19 protein-coding genes, 1 tRNA gene, 1 rRNA gene and 2 pseudogenes are annotated in these 21,523 nt (G+C 58.3%); 8 read left to right on the forward strand and 15 right to left on the reverse strand.

Annotated features, from left to right (window positions below; translation table 11 throughout):
* Positions 1-220: 220 nt before the first annotated feature.
* Positions 221-1,459 (forward strand): tyrosine-type recombinase/integrase, encoded by a 1,239-nt coding sequence (locus DXA70_RS06650; protein ID WP_128117991.1) that lies wholly within the window; start codon positions 221-223, stop codon positions 1,457-1,459.
* A 264-nt stretch (positions 1,460-1,723) separates the two neighbouring features.
* Here DXA70_RS06650 and DXA70_RS06655 read toward each other — a convergent pair whose 3' ends face one another.
* The 5 genes and pseudogenes from DXA70_RS06655 to DXA70_RS06670 all read right to left on the reverse strand — a co-directional run bounded on the left by DXA70_RS06655 (position 1,724) and on the right by DXA70_RS06670 (position 6,464).
* Positions 1,724-2,722: a diacylglycerol kinase family protein gene (locus DXA70_RS06655; protein ID WP_128117992.1), complete on the reverse strand. Its 999-nt coding sequence runs from the start codon at positions 2,720-2,722 to the stop codon at positions 1,724-1,726.
* A 71-nt stretch (positions 2,723-2,793) separates the two neighbouring features.
* Positions 2,794-3,615, reverse strand: coding sequence for an AAA family ATPase (locus DXA70_RS14280; RefSeq protein ID WP_243001184.1), 822 nt, complete (start codon positions 3,613-3,615; stop codon positions 2,794-2,796).
* 281 nt (positions 3,616-3,896) lie between these two features.
* Positions 3,897-5,147: pseudogene (locus DXA70_RS14285) on the reverse strand (ATP-dependent Clp protease ATP-binding subunit); the annotation flags it as partial.
* Positions 5,148-5,242: 95 nt separating this feature from the next.
* Entirely contained in the window at positions 5,243-5,503 is a 261-nt protein-coding gene (locus DXA70_RS06665) for a TIGR03905 family TSCPD domain-containing protein (RefSeq protein WP_128117993.1), read from the reverse strand.
* A gap of 112 nt (positions 5,504-5,615) precedes the next feature.
* Positions 5,616-6,464, reverse strand: a complete 849-nt coding sequence (locus tag DXA70_RS06670; RefSeq protein ID WP_128117994.1) for a PHP domain-containing protein — start codon at positions 6,462-6,464, stop codon at positions 5,616-5,618.
* Between the two features lie 161 nt (positions 6,465-6,625).
* Here DXA70_RS06670 and DXA70_RS06675 point away from each other — a divergent pair.
* From DXA70_RS06675 to DXA70_RS14295, 5 genes are all read left to right on the forward strand, one after another.
* Positions 6,626-6,701, forward strand: a tRNA-Gly gene (locus DXA70_RS06675).
* Positions 6,702-6,768: 67 nt separating this feature from the next.
* A complete protein-coding gene (locus DXA70_RS06680) occupies positions 6,769-7,143 on the forward strand; it encodes a hypothetical protein (protein WP_112147540.1) in 375 nt (124 codons plus the stop codon).
* Between the two features lie 16 nt (positions 7,144-7,159).
* Positions 7,160-8,086, forward strand: a complete 927-nt coding sequence (locus DXA70_RS06685) for a DnaD domain protein (RefSeq protein WP_128117995.1) — start codon at positions 7,160-7,162, stop codon at positions 8,084-8,086.
* A gap of 21 nt (positions 8,087-8,107) precedes the next feature.
* Positions 8,108-8,659: a hypothetical protein gene (locus tag DXA70_RS14290; protein ID WP_243001185.1), complete on the forward strand. Its 552-nt coding sequence runs from the start codon at positions 8,108-8,110 to the stop codon at positions 8,657-8,659.
* The gene (locus DXA70_RS14295) at positions 8,659-9,081 is read left to right on the forward strand and encodes an ATP-binding protein (protein WP_243001187.1); all 423 of its coding nucleotides are present in this window, start codon (positions 8,659-8,661) and stop codon (positions 9,079-9,081) included. The genes DXA70_RS14290 and DXA70_RS14295 overlap by 1 nt, the downstream gene beginning before the upstream one ends.
* An 89-nt stretch (positions 9,082-9,170) precedes the next feature.
* Here the strand turns inward: DXA70_RS14295 and DXA70_RS06695 are convergent, their stop codons facing one another.
* From DXA70_RS06695 to DXA70_RS06705, 3 genes are all read right to left on the reverse strand, one after another.
* A complete protein-coding gene (locus DXA70_RS06695; RefSeq protein WP_128117996.1) occupies positions 9,171-9,959 on the reverse strand; it encodes an MBL fold metallo-hydrolase in 789 nt (262 codons plus the stop codon).
* 6 nt (positions 9,960-9,965) lie between these two features.
* Positions 9,966-11,249: a UDP-N-acetylglucosamine 1-carboxyvinyltransferase gene (locus DXA70_RS06700; protein WP_128117997.1), complete on the reverse strand. Its 1,284-nt coding sequence runs from the start codon at positions 11,247-11,249 to the stop codon at positions 9,966-9,968.
* A 302-nt stretch (positions 11,250-11,551) separates the two neighbouring features.
* Entirely contained in the window at positions 11,552-13,558 is a 2,007-nt protein-coding gene (locus tag DXA70_RS06705; RefSeq protein WP_128117998.1) for a fructose-1,6-bisphosphatase, read from the reverse strand.
* 138 nt (positions 13,559-13,696) lie between these two features.
* Between DXA70_RS06705 and DXA70_RS06710 the strand changes: the two genes are divergently transcribed.
* Positions 13,697-14,617, forward strand: a complete 921-nt coding sequence (locus DXA70_RS06710) for a radical SAM protein (protein WP_128117999.1) — start codon at positions 13,697-13,699, stop codon at positions 14,615-14,617.
* 174 nt (positions 14,618-14,791) lie between these two features.
* Positions 14,792-15,879: pseudogene (locus DXA70_RS06715) on the forward strand (sugar kinase).
* A gap of 81 nt (positions 15,880-15,960) precedes the next feature.
* Here the strand turns inward: DXA70_RS06715 and DXA70_RS06720 are convergent.
* The 7 genes from DXA70_RS06720 to rrf form a co-directional block, all read right to left on the reverse strand.
* Entirely contained in the window at positions 15,961-16,755 is a 795-nt protein-coding gene (locus tag DXA70_RS06720; RefSeq protein ID WP_128118000.1) for an ABC transporter ATP-binding protein, read from the reverse strand.
* Positions 16,748-17,695 (reverse strand): ABC transporter permease, encoded by a 948-nt coding sequence (locus DXA70_RS06725; protein ID WP_128118001.1) that lies wholly within the window; start codon positions 17,693-17,695, stop codon positions 16,748-16,750. The genes DXA70_RS06720 and DXA70_RS06725 overlap by 8 nt, the downstream gene beginning before the upstream one ends.
* 108 nt (positions 17,696-17,803) lie before the next feature.
* The gene (locus DXA70_RS06730) at positions 17,804-18,835 is read right to left on the reverse strand and encodes an ABC transporter substrate-binding protein (RefSeq protein ID WP_128118002.1); all 1,032 of its coding nucleotides are present in this window, start codon (positions 18,833-18,835) and stop codon (positions 17,804-17,806) included.
* 166 nt (positions 18,836-19,001) lie between these two features.
* Entirely contained in the window at positions 19,002-19,739 is a 738-nt protein-coding gene (locus DXA70_RS06735) for a YkgJ family cysteine cluster protein (protein WP_128118003.1), read from the reverse strand.
* 90 nt (positions 19,740-19,829) lie between these two features.
* The gene (locus DXA70_RS06740; RefSeq protein ID WP_128118004.1) at positions 19,830-20,618 is read right to left on the reverse strand and encodes a helix-turn-helix transcriptional regulator; all 789 of its coding nucleotides are present in this window, start codon (positions 20,616-20,618) and stop codon (positions 19,830-19,832) included.
* Between the two features lie 108 nt (positions 20,619-20,726).
* Positions 20,727-21,245 carry a GrpB family protein gene (locus tag DXA70_RS06745; protein ID WP_128118005.1) on the reverse strand — a complete coding sequence of 173 codons (519 nt, stop codon included), beginning with the start codon at positions 21,243-21,245 and terminating at the stop codon, positions 20,727-20,729.
* A gap of 64 nt (positions 21,246-21,309) precedes the next feature.
* A 5S ribosomal RNA gene (gene rrf / locus DXA70_RS06750) occupies positions 21,310-21,425 on the reverse strand.
* Between the last annotated feature and the right edge of the window lie 98 nt (positions 21,426-21,523).

Below are 21,523 nucleotides of genomic sequence, written 5' to 3' on the forward strand. Positions count from 1 at the left end.
CACTACAAGGATGTTAGTGGAAAAAATAGACGTCTGCGTCATGCTTTTATTTTTTCTATACATGAACCATTGACAAGGTAAAGTGAATCGTTTAATCTAGAATAGAATTAAAAAGCAAAAAAGCCCGGTTTCCCGAGCTTTTTAATGCAGTTTTTATTCAAAAATACATTTTATTGTACTTATACAATCTTATAATCATTAAGAAAGGAATGTGATAAATATGTTAGTCGCCTGCCCTGAGTGTCAGCTACAGGTTTCAGATAAAGCTCTTGCCTGCCCTCATTGTGGTTTTCCACTCCAAACACAGCAAGAGACAACTTCCACCCTAAAGCCTCGAAAGCGTAACAAGCGCCGCCGTCTCCCAAATGGCTTCGGTCAAATCACCGAGATCAAGAATCGCAATCTCCGCAGACCATTCCGTGCTATGGTCACCATTGCTAAAACAGATGAGGGAAAACCTATCTGTAAACTGCTCCAACCGCAGGCCTATTTTGAAACCTATAACGACGCATACCAGGCACTGCTCGATTACAACAAGAATCCATTTGACCTTGATAAATCCATTACCATGCAGGCTCTTTATGACAAATGGATGGTCTCCTACTCCAAAAAAGTATGCAGTGGAAATGTCATAACGACCCGAAGTGCCTGGAAATATGCTCACTCCATCTATAACATAACTGTCCGGGAAGTTCGTATCCCCCAGTTGAAAAACGTTATCGTTAACGGTCAGTTCGTAGACAAAAGTGGAAAAAGGCACATCACAACCCCGTCTACACAAAACACTTTGAAAAAAACGCTTAATCTTCTATTTGACTTTGCCGTTGAAAATGAATTGACCGACAAAAACTATGCCCGCCTTTTTAAAATTCCAGGTGAGGCTTTCCAAGAAAAAGTCAACCATGTCATCCCCCATGTCAGCTTCACGGATGAGGAGATGCAGGTTCTCTGGAATGCTCTCGGATCTGACCCTACAGTAGAACTTATGCTGGTGCAATGCTATTGTGGATGGCGTGCTTCGGAACTTTTACATATCAAATTCTCAGATATCGACCTTGAAAACCGAACCATGGTCGGAGGCTCCAAAACCGAAGCAGGCCAAAATCGCATCGTTCCTATTCATCCTCGGATTTTTGGCATCGTGCAAAAACGATACCTTAATGCTAAAACCAACCATTATGAATATCCATTCTATCTTCCCAGCGCTGATGGTTCTTATCGCTACCCCCGCTATGAATTCTATGCTCGCCACTTTAATCAAACTGTTAAGGCCCTCGGTATCGCGCCGCATCACTCTCATGACTGCCGTAAAACATTTGTTACACATGCCAAAGAAGCCGGGGTTGATGAATACGCCATCAAGCGTCTCGTCGGTCATCGGATTCAAGACCTTACAGAGCGCGTTTACACAGACCGCAGCATCGAATGGCTCAGAACGGAGCTCGAAAAGATTCCCTGATTAGCACTCTCCCAAAAATCAGTGGTTCGGTTCATGTACAGTTAGTGTATGAGTTGCACAAGTTTGTCGCTCATTTATCCAGTCCATTGGCTTTCAAATCAACGTGTTAATGTTAATTACGTTTATCCAATGCACTAATATTCAGGGTTAAGTTTTTGTGTCCTCTCAAAAAGCTGCTTTTCAGCGTAAAAAATCAGTCCCCGTCCTGGCAGAAAGTTCTTTTCCGCAGGACAGGGACTGTTCTCTATTTTCTTTCGGAACGCTTTACCGCGTTACCGCCGAGGCAGCGTTTTCTCTCTGAGCACAGAACCGCTCATACGCTGCTTTGGGCAGCAGGATGCGGGCGCTCTGCGGGTGGAGGGCGATCTCCACCCGGTCACAGGGGGCGCACTCACCGTCGGCGGTGGCAACGATGGGCCCGCGGCCATCCACAGGGCGGAGGGTCACCTGTTTTGCCCGGCGGTAGATGAAATAGGGCTTTGCCTGCTCGGTGAGCTGGCCGTGGACGAAATGCCCGCCCCGCTTATACATCCCCAGCAGCTTTGCAATGGTCAGCCGCCCCACCTTGCGGATGATGACGACATCCATCCAACCGTCGTCCGGGACGGCCTCCGGGGCCGCAAGGAAACCGCCGCCGTAGGCCTTGCCATTGCAGATCGCGCACATGAGGCAATCGACGGTCAGTTTTTCGCCGTCGATATCATACTCGATCTTGCGGCCAATCTGCCCACAGAGCTGCTCCACAATGGAGAGAGCGTAGGCCATCTCGCCGCCGCACAGGGGGATACGCCGGAACTTCGGGATGCCATAGGCCACCTGGGCGTCCAGCCCCGCCGCGCAGATGGTGGCGGAAAGGCCCAGATTGGTCTGCATCGTGTCGATGGTCACTTCCCCGCCCTCCAGCTGGGCGTCGAGGTCGGTAAACTCCTCCCGGGTGCCGTAGGTGCGCAGGAAGTCGTTGCCGCTGCCGTAGGGCAGGCAGCCCACGGCGGCGTTGGCAAAGCCCTGCACGCCTGTCAGTGCCTCCACCAGAGTACCATCGCCGCCTGCCGTCCAGATGTGCAGCTGCTCCCCTGCTTTCGCGGCCTCTTCAGCCGCGGCGCGAGCCAGTGCCTTGGCATGGCCTGCATACTCTGTTTTGCAGGTGGCAACCGCATCCACCGGGATGCCTGCCCGGACAGCAGCCTGCTGCAATTGCGGAATGAGCTGGACGGTACAGTCCTGCTTCCCAGCGGCAGGATTCAAGATAAACAGATAACGCATGGCTTCCTCCTGTGTGCGTAAAAGCTTCTTTTATGATAGCCAAAACCGCACACAATTGCAAGAGGCAGCCTTTACAAAACCGCACTCACGGGATCCGTTTCCTGAAGAGTTACACAGCCATCAGCGGTACAGTCCGCCGTCCAGTGCTGGCCAGGAGCTGCTGTTCCCGAGGCGATCTCGTTGGCAAGGGCCTGTTCCACTGCCCGGTCCACCTGCCGCCGCAGCTCTCGCGCTCCGTAGGGTGAGCGGGCTTTTGCCGCCAGCGCCGGGCCTACCCGGGCGGTATGGGTCAACTGATAGCCGCTGCGGGCCGCACGGGTCTCCAGCTGGCCCAGCAGCTTTTCCGCAATGGTGCACAGACTGTCTTCTCCCAGAGGGCGGAACACGATGATCTCATCCAGCCGCCCGATGAGCTCCGGGCGGAACCACTTTTTTGCCTCTGCCACGGCCTGCTCCGACTGCTTTTCAAAGGCTGCCTCACTCCCCGCCGCAAAACCCAGCGGCGCGCTCTGCCCGGCCAGAAAGCGTGCACCAAGGTTGGAAGTCAGCAGCACGATGGTATTCCGGAAATCCGCCTTGCGGCCCATGGAGTCGGTCAGCTGGCCATCTTCCAGCAATTGCAGCAGGATATTCTGGATATCCGGGTGTGCCTTTTCGATTTCATCAAACAGCACGACGCTGTAGGGGCGTCGGCGGACGGCCTCGGTCAGCTGTCCGCCTTCGTCGTGGCCCAGATAGCCCGGAGGCGCGCCCAGCAGGCGGGCCACGGTGTGCTGCTCCTGATACTCTGACATATCGAACTTGAGGAGCGCTTTCTCGCTGCCAAACCAGCTGGAAGCCAGTGCCTTGGCAAGGGCTGTTTTGCCCACGCCGGTGGGCCCCAGAAACAGCATGGCTCCGATGGGGCGGCCCGGCTCCCCCAGCCCGGTGCGGCTACGGCGGATGGCTCCGGCCACGGCGGCCACAGCCCGCTGCTGGCCCACGATTTCCTCATTGAGTCGGGCTTCCAGCCGGGCAAGGCGCTCCCGTTCTTTCTCGCCCACCCGCTCGGCGGGGATGCCGCTGGCCCGTGCCACCACCAGGGCCACCTCTTCCCGGGTAAGCACCGGGCCGGTTGGTGCTCCCGTTCTGCCCGGATGCGGGCGGCAGCGCAGGCCTCATCCACAAGGTCAATGGCCTTATCCGGCAGGCAGCGCCCCGGCAGATACCGCACGGAGAGCTCCACGGCTTCCCGCAGGGTCTCAGGCGGCAGCTTGACACTGTGATACCGCTCATAGCGGGGTGCCAGCCCCTCCAGAATGCCAACAGCCTGCTCCGGAGTAGGCTCTTCGATCTGCACCTTTCCAAAGCGGCGTTCGAGGGCGGCGTCTTTCTGGATATGGGTGCGAAATTCCTGATTGGTGGTGGCCCCGATGAGCTGCAGCTCGCCCCGGGCCAGCACCGGTTTCAGGATGCTGGCCGCATCAATGGCTCCCTCGGCAGCTCCTGCCCCCACGATGGTGTGGAACTCGTCCACAAACAGAATCGCGCTGCCATCCCGGACAAGTTCTTCCAGCAGGTTTTTAAAGCGCTCTTCAAAATCGCCCCGGTACTTGGTGCCTGCCACCAGGCTGGCCATATCCAGCGCCAGCAGCCGCCTCCCCTGCAGCATCCGGGGCACATTTTTGTTGGCAATGCGCTGGGCCAGCCCCTCTGCCAGCGCAGTCTTCCCCACGCCGGGCTCCCCCACGAGGCAGGGGTTATTTTTCTGGCGGCGGCACAGGATCTCCACCATCCGGTCCAGCTCTTTTTCCCGGCAGAACACCGGGTCCAGCTCCCCATCTGCCGCCCGGCGGGTCAGGTCACGGCAGTATTTATCGCTGGCGCGGCTGCCCCGCGGCATGGCCGAAGCCGCGCGAGGCTGCAGAGGCAGGATGAACTGGCCGGACAGCTGGCGGCATTCCCGCACCGCCTCCGCAAGCTGGACCCCCATGGAAGCCAGCAGCACCCCGGCCGCGCAATCGGTATCCTCCAACATGGCGCAGAGCAGGTGCTCCGGTTCCGCTTTCGCCAGATGAGCATTCTGTGCCCCGATGAGCGCGTAATCCATGGCGCGTTTGAGGTCTGGCGCCAGCGCTTTGCGGTCCAGATGCAGCGCCGGGCCCTCCCGGTCGGCCCCCAGCTGACGCCGGACGGCCAGCTCCGAGATATTTTTCCCGGCCAGGAACTTCGCCGCCGGGCCGTGGTCGGTCTGGAGCATTGCCAGCAGCAGATGGCCAGTATCCGCTTTTTTGCAGCCAAGCCCCCCGGCCAGCTCTACCGCCTCGTCCAGCAGCAGCCCTGCCTCCCGGGAGAACCCTTTGTATCTGCCCTTGCCGAATGCTTCCCAAATGCTCATGTGCTCCCTCTGCCTCCATTTTGGTATCCAGCAGAAGTATAGCCCCATTTCCAGAGAAAAAATCAGTCATTCCTGTCGTAACAGCAAAAAACGCACCATGCAGCAAGTGCACGGTGCGTTCATACATTGATGAAAATTTGAGATCACATCTCGGCCAGAGCCTTTTTCAGATTCTTGGCAATCTGATCCGGGCAGCTGGTGGGACGGGGGCCGCAGGTAGTGCCCTCCATACGGGCGATGGCGTCTTCTGCTTTCATGCCCTTGAGCAGGCGGCTGATGCCTTTCAGGTTGCCGTTGCAGCCGCCAACGACCTCGACGGACTCAATGGTGTGGTCGTCGTTCAGGACGATGTTGGTCTGCTTGGAACAGGTGCCCACGTTGGGGAAGTGAAACGATTTGCTCATTGCAAAATATCCTCTCTTTTTCAAATCCACATGGCTTGACCCTGCCATGGTGTCGTTTACAAAGTAGTATACTATAAGCCGCTAAAAAGGTCAACAACCAGCTCCCCGAGCGTTATTTTTTTCTCTGATGGGCCAGCTCCTCAATGCGGGCGATCTGGTCATCGGATGTGATGCAGGCCCCCACAGGGTTTGGATGGCCGTGGTTGGCTCCATGGAAATCGCTGCCACCGGTGTGGATGAGGCCGTACTGTTCACAGAGGGCGGCGCACTCGGCTTTGTCCTCCGGGCTGTTGCGGGGGTGCTCCACCTCAATGCCATCGATCATCCCCTCTTTGACCAGCTCCCGCACCAGCGGCATACTCTGATAGACCGTCGGGTGAGCAAAAACGACGACTGCCCCGGCTGCTTTGGCCGTAGCCAGTACATCCCGCACCGGGCGGTATTCCGGCGAGTGGAGCACGATGCCCCGGGGGTTCCACCCGAAGAGATAGTGGTACAGGCTGGTATAGATCCCGTCACACAGGCCCAGCTCATGCAGGGCCTGCATGATGCCGCTCTTGTAGAGCACGCCGCTGTCCTTGGCGTACTCCAACGCCTGCTCGGTGCGGAACTGCGGGTAAAGCGCCTCGATCTCCCGAGCGCTCTGCAGGCAGCACTCGTTGCGGCGCTGGCGCATGATATCGCAGTGTTCCCGCAGGGCTTTGCTCTCCGGGTCGGGCCAGAACGCCAACAGGTGCACCCGGTGGCTGCGCTCGTAGTCGTAGCCCGTCAGCTCCGTGGCCGGGATGAGCCGCACGCCATCCTGTGTGGGATGGTCGTAGCAGTACTGGACGCTGAGGAGGGTATCGTGGTCCGAAATAGCCATGGTGTCCAGCCCCACCCGTGCTGCCATAAGGGGCAGGCGGTGGATGGGCACCGAGCCATCCGAACAGGTTGAATGATTGTGAAGATCGCCAGGCATGTTTTCCACTCCTTTAAAGAAGCCTACAAATTCGGTTCTTTTGTTCACCCCATATCATACCCGTTTGCACCCAAAAGTGCAAGAGTTTTTCCTGCTGACAAAAATCGAGCGGAAAAACAGTTGACAAATCCGCTGTGCTTTGCTAAACTAAATAAGCACTCGCAGGGTTAGCTCATCCGGTAGAGCGACTGCTTCCCAAGCAGTAGGCGGCGGGTTCGAGTCCCGTATCCTGCTCCAATCACCGCGCTGATTCGTGTTGAACAGCGCGGTTTTCTTTTTGGCATTTCGCGGAAAGGCGTTTTGTATGATTTTTGTTCCTCTGCTGCACTACTTTAAAAACAAAAACTCGTTCAGCGGCAACGAGGATGGGATGCGCTACCTGCTGACCCCCGGCAAGCGCAAGGTACCGGACCCGGAGGGCGGCGAGGGAGCCGAAAAAGAAGAGAGCATCCTCACGGTGGACGTCTGGCCGGACCCCTGGGCGCTGGAATTCACCGACCCTGCCCTCCGCCGCCGGGAGGTCTACCCTCTCTCCGACGAGGGCCGGGCTGCGGCAGCCAAATACCTGGCAGAGACTTACGAAGCCGACCTGGAGCGCTGGAAGCAGCACCCCTCTCTGCTGGACTGTGAACCCTGGACGCCGCCGACACCGGAGGAAGAAGCCTCCGGCCAATCCTGATGACTGTGAGGGACCCATGATCTATCGTTTAAAAGAGCTCAAAGGCGATACCATTCCGGTGCCGCAGCTGGTATTTTCCAAGCTGGGCATCGCGGAGGAATATAATGTCCGCGTGGCGCTGTATGTGCTGGCAACGGGTATCACAGACCCGGACAAGCTGTGTGCGGACCTGAAGCTCCGCAGCCGGATGACGGCAGAGAGCGCCCTTTCATTCTGGGCGGGTGCCGGCCTGCTGGAACGGTACGAGGAGAACGCTGCCCCGGGCGAGGAGCCCAGCGCCCCCGCCCCCATGACCTGGCAGGAGATCGCCGCGGCTTCCCGCACCGACCCGATGATCTCCAGCCTCATCGACTGTGCACAGACCGGCTTTGCCCGGCCGCTGACCCACAGCGAGATGGAAAAGATCGTCCACCTGTATTTGCAGGATGGCTTTGCCCCGGAAACCGTCATGCTCTGCGTGGCCTATGTGGCCAGCAAGGGCAAGCGGACGATGGCCGCTGTGACCCACGAGCTGAAAGTCTGGCGGGCTGAGGGCGTGGAGACCGGCGAACAGGCGGATGCTCACCTGAAACTGCTGGCCCTCCGGGCCCAGCGGGAGCAGTATGTCAGCGGATTGCTGGGCATCCCGGACAGCGAGCTCACCCTGGGCGGACGGAAAGCCATTGCCCGCTGGTATGAGGTCTACGGCTACGATGACGCCATGGTGCAGGAAGTGGCCGTGCAGGCCGGCCCCAAGCGGGACCTGTGGTACTGGAACAGCATCCTCAAGACCTGGAATGCCAAAGGTCTGCGCACCATTCACGATGTGCGCGGCCCGGTGGCGGAGATCGGTGCCAGCCGGAACATCCGGGTGGACCGTACCGCCCCCAGCGGAAACGATTTTCTCAAGAACTCTTCCCTCACCGCGTCGCTCAACCGCCTGAAAAAGAAATCCACGCCGTAAGCGCGGAAACGAGGTCACTCTATGCGTACCAAAAACGAACTGTATCAGGAAGCCCTGCGCACCATTGCAGCCCGGCGGCAGACCGCCCGGGCACTGGCGGAAGACGCCCGCGCGGAGACGGAAGCCGTGATCCCGGCTTTGCGCCATGCGGAGGAAGAAGTGCGGGTGCGCGGCATCCGCTGTGCGCTGGCCGGTGCTTCCGGCAAAGACCGCACCGCCGCCAACGCCGCCCTGACGGAGGCAAAGCAGAAACTGGCCGCCTTGCTGGCCGCCAGCGGACGCCCGGCCGATGCGCTGGAGCCAAGATTCACCTGCAAAAAGTGCCAGGACACTGGCGTGGTAGACGGGCGCACCTGCAGCTGTGTCCACAAGGTGATGCAGGCCCTCCGCCGGAAAGAGATCGAAGGGCTTTCCAGCCTGTCCATTTCCAGCTTTGATACCATGAAGCTGAGCTATTACCCCAATGTCATTGACCCCGCTCTGGGGCTGAATGTCCGTACTTACATGGGCCAGCTGCTGGCAGGCCTGAAAAATTATGCGGAGGACTTCTCTCCTGCTGAGAATGAAGCCTGATGCTGGTGGGCAATGCAGGCCTTGGCAAAACACACGCGGCTCTTGCCATTGCCGGCATCGTGCTGGACAAGGGCTACGATGTCATTTATGTTTCCAGCCCGGACTTTTTTGGCAAGATGGAGGCTTCCCGCTTTGACCCCTCCGGCGATGCCGATACCCTGTTGCGCACCGCCGCCACTGCCGATTTATTGATCCTGGATGATCTGGGCACCGAGTTTGTCACACCCTATTTCATCACCACATTTTACAGCCTGCTCAACAACCGCCTGGGGGCAGGCCTGCCTACCATTGTGACGACCAATATCACCGACGGTTCCCTGCTGGAAAAGCGTTACACCGAGAAGATCTCCAGCCGCCTGTCCGCCTTTGTCCCGTTCAACTTTGTGGGCGAAGACATCCGTGCGCAGAAAGCCAGCGAGTAATTCCGGCACAAACTCCCGGACAAACAAGATGCAGAAAACCCCGCCACGGCAAGTGTAAAACCTGCTTTGGCGGGGTTCTTTGATCCCATTTAAAACTCCAGCACCGGGCTGACTTCATTGCGGCGCTGGGCCTGCACAACACAGTCTTTTTCGGGCACGACACCCGCGGCACCAAGGGTGTTGAAAACGGTCTGCAGCGCCAGCATCGGGGTGTTGTTCTCCTGCGAGAGATGACACAGGGCAAACTTTTTGCAGCCCTCCTGAACGAGCTCCAACAGCTTGGCGGAGCACTCATCGTTGGAGAGGTGCCCCCGGGCCGATTCGATCCGGGCGCGTAAGTAATAGGGATACGGGCCGCTGCGGAGCATGTGGAGATCGTAATTGCTCTCCAGTGCAACCAGGTCACAGCCGGACAGCGCCTCATGCACCGGTGGCGTCAGGACGCCCAGGTCGGTAGCAATGGTCATGGTCTTTCCGTCCGGGGTATGGATGCGGTAGCCCACACAGGGCACATCGTGGCTGGTGGGGAATGCCTGCACCCCAAAGGCACCAATGTCCTCTTCCCGGCTGGACAGGGTGTTCAGCTCACAGGTGGGCGGGACGATGCCGTTGGCGTCCAGAAAATCCAGTGTATCCGCACCGCCGTAGACCGGGAGCGGATTCTTTTTGAGGAACGTGGAAAGGCCCTTGACGTGGTCACTGTGCTCGTGGGTGACGAGGATGCCGTCACAGTCCGCAATGTTCAGCCCCAGCGATTTGAGGGCAGCGCCGGTGGTGCGCACGCCTTTGCCCATATCAATGATAAGGTAATGGTCGCCGCAGCGCACCACGCTACTGTTGCCGGAAGAGCCGGAATACAACGAGATAAATTCAGACATTGCGGATCACATGGCCTGTTCCAGTGCAGCGGGCACCCGCTCCACTTTCTCGATATCAGCACCCAGCGCGCGCAGCTTTTCCACGATATTCTCGTAGCCGCGCTCGATATAGCCGATCTCTTCCACCTCGCTGGTGCCGTCGGCCATCAGGGCAGCCACCACCATGGCAGCGCCCGCGCGCAGGTCGGTCGCACGGAGGGGGGCCGGGCTGAGCTTCTCGACACCCTCAAACACGGCCACCTGGCCATCCACCTGGACATTCGCGCCCATCTTGCGCAGCTCGTCCACATAGCGGAAGCGGTTGTCCCAGACACTTTCCGTCACGGTAGAAGTTCCCTTAGCCACGCTGAGCAGCACGCCCATGAGCGGCTGCATGTCGGTGGGGAAACCGGGGTGCGGCATGGTGTTGATCTTCAAAGGCAGGATATCGCCGGTGCGGCGGACGCGGACGGAATCGTCAAATTCCTCCACTTCCACGCCTGCACGGCGGAGCTTTGCGGTGATCGGCTCCAGATGCTTGGGAGTGACGTTCTTGATGAGGACATCGCCGCCGGTGGCAGCGGCAGCCACCATATAGCTGCCGGCCTCGATCTGATCCGGGATGATGCTGTAGGTGCAGCCGTGCATCTTCTCCACGCCGCGCACCTTGATGACATCGGTACCGGCGCCACGGATATCCGCACCGCACATATTCAGGAAGTTGGCCAGATCGACCACATGGGGCTCCTTGGCGCAGTTTTCCAGAATGGTCTGGCCTTTGGCCATGACAGCGGAGAGCATCCCGTTCATGGTAGCGCCCACGCTGACCTTATCAAAGAAGATATGCGCTCCGTTGAGCTCCTTGGCACGGACGGTGATCATGCCGTAATCCACGCTGTCCTCTGCGCCCAGGGCGCTGAAAACTTTCAGGTGCTGGTCGATGGGGCGGGGGCCCAGGTTGCAGCCGCCGGGCATGGCCACCTGTGCCTTGCCGAAACGGGACAGCAGTGCACCCAGGAAGTAATAGCTGGCGCGCATCTGGCGGGACAGGTCATCCGGGACATTGGTGCTCGTCAGGTGGGTGGTATCGATCTCATAGGTGTTCTTGTTCAGCATCTTGACCTGTGCGCCCAGGGTGCTCAGGATCTTGAGGCTGACGGCCACATCGCTGATATCCGGCAGGTTTTCAATGACGCAGACATCGGCTGCCAGAATGGTGGCGGGCAGGATGCCCACTGCCGCGTTCTTTGCGCCGGAGATGGTAACCTCACCATGCAGGGCTTTGCCGCCCGTAACAACAAATTTTTCCAATTTTATGATCTCCTTGTCGTGGGCCCGCTTCGTGACAGGCCCTATAAGGTGCATTTCCAAAGTACATGCCGCAGTTTCTTGCGTGGACCCGCGTGCCGCGAGTTTTCAGGCAGGAAAATAAAGCCGCAACAACTGCAGCTACCCTATTATACACGAGAATACGGAAAAAGCAAAGCCCCCGCGCCATTCTGTCCGTTATTTTCTGTTTTGCCCAGAATCTATGAAGATATTCCGTTTTTTTGTCTCTTTTTTCAAAAATTTTACAATTTCCCGGGCCGGTTCCGCCGGACAGAGACTGCGTTTTACCAGACCTGATCCTCGCTGCGGGTCTCCTTGATCCAGCCCAGCTGGTAGGCGCGGACCAGCTGTTTGAGGTCGTGCACCCGCTCCCGGAGGTTTTCTCCCTCATCGGTCTCCTCCACGAGGATGCGATGATTCTCCGTTTCCAGAATGTTCTTCTGGGAGATGATGTCGATGTTCTCATTCACGGCCTTTTCCGCGCTGACGAACGGCTGATGGGTACGCAGGGACATGGTGCGGCTGGAGTAGACCAGTGTATAGCCCGCAATGCCCGTCTTCTCATGATAGGCGCGGCAGAAGCCGCCGTCGATGACCACGAGACGTCCCCCGCCCTTGATGGGGCTCTCACCGTTTTTCTCCTGCACGGGGACATGGCCGTTGACGATGTGGCTGGTGCCGGGCAGGCCAAACTCCGCCAGAATGCGGCGGCAGACGGCTTCCTCATTATACCATGTATAATAGGGGTCTTTCTTTTCGGTGTGGGTGCTTTTATCCTCCACATACAGCCGCTCGAATGTCGTCATGGCACTGCGGCCAAACAGCGGCGAAAGCTTGCCGCACCACAGGTACCACAAAAAGTCCTGTCCGCTGCGGCGGGCGGCGCTTCCCTCCGGGGCAAAGTAGCCGCGGCGGGCCCGCTCATCGCAGTAATCCATGAGGGCCCGGCCGGAATAGGGGTGCCCCTCGAACCGCTCCACCGCAAAGGTGCCTTTCTGGGTCATGGGCACCACCCCATGGTAGAGCAGGTTGCCGTTTTCAATGTGGTAAACGCTGCCCTTGGCGTAGAGGAACTCCACATGCTCCTGCAGCTTCTGGCTCTGGCGAAACGACTCCACCAGTTTGTGCAGCACCAGCCGCTCATCGTCGTTGAGGGCGGCGGGGTCTTTGGGGTCCACCGTGGGGAACGAAGTGTCCCGCAGGGGATACTCCTTGTCCCCGATCCGGACGGTCTTCTTCTCCCAGTCGATGCAGCGGAGGTAATCGCGGCCCTGCATCTTGAAATCCGGGTTGCGGTCAATGACCTTGCACTCCATCTTGAGCATCAGGATGGTGACAGCCTTGTGCATGACCGCGCACCGGTGGAGCATTCCCTCCGTGTAGGGGCCGCGGGCCGCATCGGTGTGGGGCATCCAGATGGTCAGGTCGTCGTTGCCGTAGAACTGCTCGGCCATCCGCTGCAGATGGCGCAGGTTGATGCCATAGCAGTCCTCCAGCATGGCATGGTTGTGGTAGGCCAGCGTGGTCTTGAGGACCGTGCAGATGCAGATGGGGCTGCCGGCGGCGGCGCCCATCCAGACCACATCATGGTTGCCCCACTGGATATCCACATTGTGATGGCGCATGAGCAGGTCCAGGATGATATCCGGGCGGGGGCCGCGGTCAAACAGGTCGCCCACAATGTGCAGCTTATCCACGGCCAGCCGCTTGATGAGCTCACACAGGCGGACAATGAAACGGTCTGCGCGGCCATTTTCAATAATACTGCCCACGATCTGGCCATAATAGAGGTCTTTATCGTGGTCCTCAAAATGGGCGTGGAGCAGCTCGTCCAGAATATAACCGCAGCTGGAGGGCAGGCAGGCACGCACATGCTCCCGGGTGTGCTTGGAAGAAACCAGACGGCAGAGATCAATGAGGCGGAGCAGCGTCTCGGTATACCACTGCTCCAGCGCCTCCTCGTCCGCGCACTTGGCCTTGAGCTGGGGCAGTTTCTCATTGGGGTAATAGATCAGCGTTGCCAGCTCGGCACGGTCAGACTCAGGGACCGTATCCCCCAGCACGATATCCACTTTTTCGCGGATGACGCCGGAGGCAGAGTTCAGGATATGTACAAAGGCTTCGTTTTCGCCGTGCAGATCGCTCATAAAATGCTCGGTACCCTTGGGCAGCTTGAGCAGAGCCTCGGTGCTGATGATCTCGCTGGCCGCCGCAGCCTGCGAGGGGTAATCCCGTGCAAGCAGGGATAAATATTTCAGATTGTCCCGGATCTCTTCGGTTTCGGTACGCATGATGTCCTCCAGATGTCCAAATATGTAGTATTCTTGCATCACATGCAATATTATCTCTTAGTATACCACTTTTGCTTCTGGAAATGGTATAATAGCGTTTAGAAAAGCGTAAAAGATTTTGCAAAGGACTTGGATAATATGCCCAAAAACATCGTTGTCACCCCGCCGGACGCCTGCACTCTCTGCCCCCGGCGGTGCAAAGCCGACCGCGCCGCCGGACAATGCGGTTTCTGTGGGGCAGGCAATACTTTAAAAGTCGCCCGGGCGGCCCTGCATTTCTGGGAAGAGCCCTGCATCAGCGGCACCAAAGGCAGCGGCACCGTCTTTTTCTCCGGCTGCACCCTCAAGTGCTGCTTCTGCCAGAACTATCCCATCAGCGCCGAGGGGCTGGGCAAGGAGATCACCGTGGAGCATCTGGCTGAAATTTTCCTCAACTTACAGGCCCAGGGAGCCCACAACATCAATCTGGTCACCCCCGGGCAATGGCGGCCCTGGATCATTACCGCGCTGGATCTGGCCCGGGCTGAGGGCCTGCGGCTGCCCATCGTCTGCAACACCGGAGGCTACGAGACGGTGGAGAGTGTGGAGGCCTGGAAAGGCTATATCGATATCTGGCTAGCCGACCTGAAATACGTTTCCTCTGCCCTCTCGGCAGAGCTCTCTGCCGCGCCGGACTACTTTGCCCAGGCCAAACCTGCCATCGAAGCCATGATGGCCCAGGCCGGGCACCCGGTCTTTGACGAAGAGGGCATCCTGCAAAAGGGTGTCATCCTGCGGCACCTGGCCCTGCCCGGCCATATCGACGACAGTTTTGCGGTGCTGGACCAGATGGCCGCCTGGAACACCGCTGACCCCGGGTGTTTCCTGCCCAGCGTCATGAGCCAGTACACGCCGTTCTACAAGGCAGCAGAGCACGGCATCGGGCGGCGCATTACCACCTACGAGTACCGCCGGGTGGTCAATTACGCCATGGACAAGGGGCTGACGGCTGGCTACATGCAGCAGAAGAGCAGTGCAAAAGAGGAGTATACACCCAGCTTTGACTTGACCGGAGTATAAGCATTAGCAACGTGCACAAAAATCTTCTGTTATTTTCTCTCGCAACTTCTGGTTTCAACTTGCATTCCGACGGGAATCGCGCTATAATGGATACAACAATGTGTGCTCAGAGAGCTTTCCCGTGAAGAAGCTGTCCGGGCCCTTGATCCAAAACCGTCTTTTAGGAGGAGCGTTATGGAACATTTCAATCCGATCCTTGGCAAGGAGACCGCCGGACAGAAGTTTATCACCTGCGGCGAGATCATGCTGCGCCTGACCCCGCCGAACTACGAAAAGCTGCGCATGGCTTCCAACTTTGAGGCCAGCTACGGCGGCAGCGAGGCCAACATCGCGCTGGCACTGGCAAACCTGGGCGTGGACAGCACGTTCTTCAGCGTGGTGCCCAACAACAGCCTGGGCAAGAGCGCCGTGCGCTGGCTGCGCTCCAACGATGTGCACTGCACCCCGATGATCCTCACCGAGCCGGATGAGACCCCTTCGAACCGTCTGGGTACTTATTATCTGGAGACGGGCTACGGCATCCGCCCCTCCAAGGTCATCTACGACCGCAAACACAGCGCCATTACCGAGTACGATTTTTCTCAGGTGGATCTGAATGCTCTGCTGGACGGTTTTGACTGGCTGCACCTGAGCGGCATTACCCCGGCCCTGGCTCCCAACTGCCGCGGCCTCGTCATCGATATGCTGAAAGTGGCCAAGAAAAAGGGCCTGACCGTCAGCTTTGACGGCAATTTCCGCAGCACCATGTGGACCTGGAACGAGGCCCGGGATTTCTGCACCGAGTGCCTGCCTATGTGGACGTGCTGCTGGGCATTGAGCCTTACCACCTGTGGAAAGACGAGAACGACCACTCCAAGGGCGACTGGAAAGACGGCGTGCCCCTGCAGCCCAGCTACGAGCAGCAGGATGAGATCTTCCAGCACTTCATCGAGCGTTACCCCAACCTGAAGTGCATCGCCCGCCATGTCCGCTATGCCCACAGCGGCAGCGAGAACAGCCTGAAAGCCTTTATGTGGTACGACGGCCACACCTTTGAGAGCAAGCTGTTCACCTTTAACATCCTGGACCGTGTGGGCGGCGGTGACGCTTTTGCCAGCGGCCTGATCTACGCCATGCTCCACAACTACCGTGCCATGGATATGATCAACTTTGCCGTAGCCAGCAGCGCCATTAAGCACACCATCCACGGCGATGCCAACATCACCGACGATGTGAGCTCCATCCGCAACCTGATGAACATGAACTACGACATCAAACGCTGATGCTTTTGGTGTACGATAACTGATACGAGAAAAGCTCCTGTCCGGCCGGGCAGGAGCTTTTCTGTTATGCATCAGAATTTTTTAAGAGAGGATCATCCGGTCGTTGGCAAACTCGCCACCGGATGCGATCTGGAACTTGGCCAGCAGATCCGAGACGTGGAGGTTCTTCTTCTCCTCCCCTGCCACATCATAGATGATATGGCCCTCGTGCATCATGATCAGACGGTTGCCGTACTTGATGGCGTCTTTCATGTTGTGGGTGATCATCATGGTGGTCAGGTGGTTTTCCTCCACGATCCTGGCCGAGAGGGTCAGCACTTTGAGGGCCGTCTTGGGGTCCAGCGCAGCGGTGTGCTCATCCAGCAGCAGGAGCTTGGGATTGTTCATCGTAGCCATGAGAAGGGTCAGCGCCTGACGCTGGCCGCCGGAGAGCAGGCCTACGCGGGCCGTGAGGCGGTCTTCCAGGCCAAGATCCAGCGTCTTGAGCAGCTCACGGTACTGCTCCCGCTCCGCCTTGGTGATGCCGATGCGGAGGGTGCGGTGCTTGCCGCGGCGGGCAGCCAGTGCCAGATTCTCTTCGATCTGCATGGTGGCCGCCGTGCCGGTCATGGGGTCCTGGAACACGCGGCCGATGTAGGCAGCGCGCTGATGCTCGCCCAGTTTGGTGACGTCCACGCCGTCAATGAGGATCTTGCCCTCGTCCACGGGCCAGACACCGGCCACAGCGTTCAGCATGGTGGATTTACCGGCACCATTGCCGCCGATGACGGTGACAAAATCGCCCTCGTTCAATTTCAGGTTCAGGCCGTTCAGTGCAGTCTTCTCATTGACGGTCCCGGCATTAAAGGTTTTGGAAACATTCTGGATCTCAAGCATTCTTGGCACCCTCTTTCTGTGCTTTCTTGGCTGCGGGTTTTGCAAAGTATTTACCTTTCCAATACGGCACCGCCAGGAAGATGGCAACGACGGAAGCGCTGAGCAGTTTGAGCAGGTTTGCGTCAAAGCCAAGGGTCAGCACCAGCTGGATGACGATGTAATAGATGATGGCACCCAGCGAGACTGCGAATAGCTTAAGGGCAAAGTTGTGGAAGATACGGCCAAACAGCGCCTCGCCGATGATGACAGCAGCCAGACCAATGACGATGGCACCACGACCCATGCTGACATCCGAGAAGCCCTGATACTGGCTCAGCAGCGCGCCGGACAGGGCCACCAGACCATTGGAAACGGCCAGGCCCAGCACGACGTTAAAGTTGGTGTTGATGCCCTGTGCCCGGGACATTGCGGGGTTGGAGCCGGTGGCGCGGATGCCGCAGCCCAGCTCGGTACCGAAGAACCAATACAGGATGCCGATGACCACGGCCGTGACGATGAGCACCATAATGATGGGGTTGTGGAGGGCAGTCTCTTTGACCCAGCGCAGGGAGATGAGAAGGTCATATTTATCCACATTGATGGACTGGTTTGCCTTGCCCATGATCTTCAGGTTGATGGAGTAGAGGGCCAGCTGGGTCAGGATGCCTGCCAGGATGGCCGGGATTCCCATGAAAGTGTGGAGCAGGCCGGTGACAAAGCCCGTTGCCAGGCCTGCCACCAGAGCCGCCAGCAGAGAGACCCAGACGTTCTGGCCCGAGAGCAGGCACATGACGCAAACCGCGCCGCCCGTGCCAAAGGAGCCATCCACGGTCAGGTCCGCCACATCCAGGATGCGATAGGTCAGGTAAACGCCAATGGCCATAATGCCCCAGATAAGGCCCTGCGCACAGGCGCCGGGCAGCGCACCGGGCAGGTTTGCCAGTCTTGCAAGTGTTTCCAAAATAATTCCTCCTAAACGTGCACTTTTTTCACATCCCGTTTTATACGGGAAAAGCGGAGAAAAGCCTTTTCAGCCCTCCTCCGCCATATTTCTCATTTCAGTAAGAGGTTAGCCCTCGATTGCTTCGTATCCCTCGGGAACCGTCAGGCCCAGATCATCGCAGAGGGTCTTGTTGTACTTCTTGGTCACAGTGGTGTACTCAATGGGCATGGTAGCAATATCGGCCTCGCCTTTCAGGATCTTGACCGCCATCTCACCGGTGGTGTAGCCCAGATCGTAGTAGCTGATGGACAGGGTAGCCACACCGCAGCCGGAGCAGATGCCCTCCTCCCCCGCGAAGACAGGCTTCTTGGCCGGGCGGCAGATACCGTCCACAATGCCGGTGTTGGCCGCAACGGTATTATCGGTGGGAACATACACGGCGTCGTTCTCGTCAGCAGCTTTCTGGCAGACAGAAGCCAGATCGTTGGAGTCAGAGAAAGAGTATTGGGTAGCAGTGATGCCCTTGTCCTCCAGATACTTCTTGACTTCATCGACCTGATACTGACTGTTTGCCTCAGCGGAGCAGTACAGCAGGCCGACCTTGGTAGCCTCCGGCAGCCACTCCGTGATCATCTCAGCCTGCTGATCCAGCGGAGCCAGGTCAGAAGTACCAGAAACATTGCCGCCCACAGTGCCGGTGAAATCAGTCAGGCCCAGCGCCACGCCGTACTCGGTAACAGAGGTGCCCAGAATGGGGATCTCATTGGTAGCAGCCTGTGCCGCCTGCAGAGCGGGCGTTGCATTGGCCATGATGAGGTCTACGCCTGCGGAAACAAAGCCGTTGGCGATGGTAGCGCAGGTAGCGGAATCGTTCTGTGCGTTCTGGAAATCGAACGTGACATTCTCGCCGAATTCCGCGCTCAGAGCATCCTCAAAGCCCTGGGTAGCGGCATCCAGTGCAGCGTGCTCCACCAGCTGGCAGATGCCAACGGTGTAGCTGTCGCCAGCGGCAGCAGCAGAACCAGCTGCCGCGGAGGAGGCGGCCACAGAAGAAGCAGCCGTGGAGGATGCAGAGGAGCCGCCGCAGGCGGTCAGGGCAGCAGCCGCGCCGCAGAGCGCAGCGCCAGCCAGGAACGAACGACGAGAAATTTTACGCATGATAGATTCTCTCCCTCAATTTAAATTCCGCGGCTCAACAGGTTGCCGCGCTTGCTTGCGTTTGAGGAAGCGGGCTGTGCGAGCTCCGCTTCACATGCGTGAAGTATAGCACACTTTACTCTCAAAAACAACCCGTGTTCGGCCCCAATTATCAATCAAAACGAATTTATCTATCATTTTTTTCGATACATTTTGTGTTCAGCTGCTCCTGATACCCCCGGAGTTTGGCGCACTCCCCCTCCAGCCAGCGGAGATTCCGCTCCAGCTGGGGCAGAAATGGCTGGGCAAATTCATAATCGTAATAAAGCGCCTGCCAGAGCTTTGCTTCCAGCCGCCGCGCCAATACCGGCGAGAGGATCGTATTCAGCTCCTCCACAGTGTCCTCCAGCGTCATGCAGGTCTGTGCCCAGCAGACATCCACAGCCTCCCGGGCAGGGACATCGTATCGGGCAAGATAATCCTCGACCTTGGCAGAAAACATCGGCCCGCCGCAGGAGGTCGGCTGCAAGAAATAGCTCACCTCCCCTGCCCGGCTGATCTCCTGCGCCAGCGGATAAAGGGCACAGACCAGCGGCTCGGCATCGTGGATGGCGCAGTGGTTCTCCGTTAAAAACGGGCAGTTGTTGTGCTGTGCTTTCAACGGGGCCAACCGGAGAACCGGCAGACGGCTCACCTGCCCGATGCTCTCCCGGCAGTAGCCATGCGCTACAATGCGGGGCGGCAGACGGAGACGGGCCGCGATCCGCCACAGATCAAACCCGGAGAGGACGATATCCTCCCGCCCACGGCAGCAGTTCCCGCAGCCATTGCAAGCAAAGGAAAACGCCTCGTCCCGGGCAAGGAGTGGCTGCGTGCGGGTAAAATCCACCTGTCCGCACAGGTCGATCTGGGAATCTTTGAGCATGGTGTTTCCTCTTTTCCAATGGTTTTGCTCCATTGTAGCACAAAAAAGGCCAGCAAAAAAGAGAGCGTTTCCGCTCCCTTCGTTTTTGGATCATTCTTCGTCTTTTTCATGCCGCTTGGCGGGCACGACGATGCATCCGAACAGGCTCAGGATGTACACTGCAAATGCTGCAACGGTCGCCTTGCCGCCCAAGTGCGGGTCCAGCTGCCCCGCCACCGCCAGAGATGGCGGCAGCAGCAGCATAGACGCCATAGACCAGACACGGAACGCCCGCAGCACATACCGCCAGTTGCGGTTGTTGTAGTAGACGCCCGGGATGTGGATGTGCATAGCCCCCTGTGCAAACTGGGCAATGCGGTTTTCATCATAGTAGCGGGGCAGGGTCTCCGCCATCCAGAAAAAGGCATACGCCCCGTAGATCACGCCAAACCCCACGCCCAGCACGAGGCAGGTCTGCCCCATCTCGGTGGGAGCCAGCCCCAGCAGCCAGACCGCCAGCGCCTCTGCCACGCCCAGCACGCAGCAGATGAGGTATACGGGCAGATACCGCTTCACCCGGGCCTGTTGGCGCTCGGGCGGCTCCACCGGGAACGCCAGCGCCCTGCGGATGAGCGCCTCCACCTCTGCGGCACTGTAGCGCTGCTCCTGCACGGCCCGGCGCCCCTCCAGCAGTTCTGTTACCGACACGCCCAATGCCCCTGCCAGCGGCAGCAGTAAGGCCACGTCCGGCAGGCTGAGGCCCCGCTCCCACTTGCTGACCGCCTTATCGGAGACATAGAGCCGCTCGGCAAGGTCTTTCTGGGTCCAGCCCTTCTCCCGGCGCAGCTGGTTCAAAAACTGTCCAAAGGCTGCGCGGTTCACTTCCGTCGTTTCGCTCATATCGGTGTCCTCTCTTTCTGCCCTTCGGCACCCTGAGTGTACCGCACCCCCGCCCATTGTGCAACCGACGGGGAGTAGAATCCGCTCTCTTACGCCGGATTTTCACGGTCACTCGCTCAAGCCGCACAGCTTGTAAAGTGCCTCGATGCAGGGGCCTTTGCACGCCATATAGCCCTCGATATCCTCCGGGAAACGGCGCGCAGCGTCCTCCTTACAGGCGCTGTAGCGCGCCACAGCCTCCGGGTGGGTGCGCAGAAAATCCCGAAACACCAGATGGCGGTGCAGCTCCTCGGAATCTGCCGGGCAAACGTACAGATGGTGCAGCCGCAAATGGGGCTTGCCGGTGTAGCAGAACGCCTCCCGGTCCGGGATGCCAAGATCTCCCTCATGGGTGTAACCGATGGCCGCCAGCCGCTCCACGATCTGCGGAAAGACAGCGCGATCCGGCATCACCACATCAATGTCGATGCAGGGCTTAGCGGAAAGTCCCTCCACCGAAGTGCTGCCAACATGCTCAATGGCAATGGCTAGCCCGTCGAGGGCAGACGCGAGTTCCTGCCGGATGGCCGCAAAATCCGCCTTCCACGCAGGGTCGTAGGGCAGTACCACAACATGTGTCGTTCTCATATCTTCATCCCTTTCTCTGCAAAAACAAACCCCTGAAGAATTTCTTCCTCAGGGGCTTCCTATAAGTCGGCGACTACCTATTTTCACGCGCCGTTTCCAGCAACTATCTTGGGCACGAGTGAGCTTAACTTCTGTGTTCGGAATGGGAACAGGTGGAACCTCACCGTCATCGTCACCGACCATATGACTGGCTCAGTATCCCATACGGTCTACTGTTTGTCCAGTGTTTCTTAGAAGGACGTGCCTTCAAAACTGAATAATCACTGCTCACATTTTTT

The sequence above is a fragment of the Faecalibacterium sp. OF04-11AC genome (genome assembly GCF_003460645.1).
GTDB lineage: Bacteria > Bacillota > Clostridia > Oscillospirales > Ruminococcaceae > Faecalibacterium > Faecalibacterium prausnitzii_I.

Excerpts from the sequence above, each read along its gene's own strand:
- DXA70_RS06650 (WP_128117991.1), top strand. The coding sequence starts at position 221 with ATGTTAGTCGCCTGCCCTGAGTGTCAGCTACAGGTTTCAGATAAAGCT.
- DXA70_RS06655 (WP_128117992.1), bottom strand. The coding sequence starts at position 2,722 with ATGCGTTATCTGTTTATCTTGAATCCTGCCGCTGGGAAGCAGGACTGT.
- DXA70_RS14280 (WP_243001184.1), bottom strand. The coding sequence starts at position 3,615 with ATGCTGTTTCTGGGGCCCACCGGCGTGGGCAAAACAGCCCTTGCCAAG.
- DXA70_RS06665 (WP_128117993.1), bottom strand. The coding sequence starts at position 5,503 with ATGAGCAAATCGTTTCACTTCCCCAACGTGGGCACCTGTTCCAAGCAG.
- DXA70_RS06670 (WP_128117994.1), bottom strand. The coding sequence starts at position 6,464 with ATGCCTGGCGATCTTCACAATCATTCAACCTGTTCGGATGGCTCGGTG.
- DXA70_RS06680 (WP_112147540.1), top strand. The coding sequence starts at position 6,769 with ATGATTTTTGTTCCTCTGCTGCACTACTTTAAAAACAAAAACTCGTTC.
- DXA70_RS06685 (WP_128117995.1), top strand. The coding sequence starts at position 7,160 with ATGATCTATCGTTTAAAAGAGCTCAAAGGCGATACCATTCCGGTGCCG.
- DXA70_RS14290 (WP_243001185.1), top strand. The coding sequence starts at position 8,108 with ATGCGTACCAAAAACGAACTGTATCAGGAAGCCCTGCGCACCATTGCA.
- DXA70_RS14295 (WP_243001187.1), top strand. The coding sequence starts at position 8,659 with ATGCTGGTGGGCAATGCAGGCCTTGGCAAAACACACGCGGCTCTTGCC.
- DXA70_RS06695 (WP_128117996.1), bottom strand. The coding sequence starts at position 9,959 with ATGTCTGAATTTATCTCGTTGTATTCCGGCTCTTCCGGCAACAGTAGC.
- DXA70_RS06705 (WP_128117998.1), bottom strand. The coding sequence starts at position 13,558 with ATGCGTACCGAAACCGAAGAGATCCGGGACAATCTGAAATATTTATCC.
- DXA70_RS06710 (WP_128117999.1), top strand. The coding sequence starts at position 13,697 with ATGCCCAAAAACATCGTTGTCACCCCGCCGGACGCCTGCACTCTCTGC.
- DXA70_RS06720 (WP_128118000.1), bottom strand. The coding sequence starts at position 16,755 with ATGCTTGAGATCCAGAATGTTTCCAAAACCTTTAATGCCGGGACCGTC.
- DXA70_RS06730 (WP_128118002.1), bottom strand. The coding sequence starts at position 18,835 with ATGCGTAAAATTTCTCGTCGTTCGTTCCTGGCTGGCGCTGCGCTCTGC.
- DXA70_RS06735 (WP_128118003.1), bottom strand. The coding sequence starts at position 19,739 with ATGCTCAAAGATTCCCAGATCGACCTGTGCGGACAGGTGGATTTTACC.
- DXA70_RS06740 (WP_128118004.1), bottom strand. The coding sequence starts at position 20,618 with ATGAGCGAAACGACGGAAGTGAACCGCGCAGCCTTTGGACAGTTTTTG.
- DXA70_RS06745 (WP_128118005.1), bottom strand. The coding sequence starts at position 21,245 with ATGAGAACGACACATGTTGTGGTACTGCCCTACGACCCTGCGTGGAAG.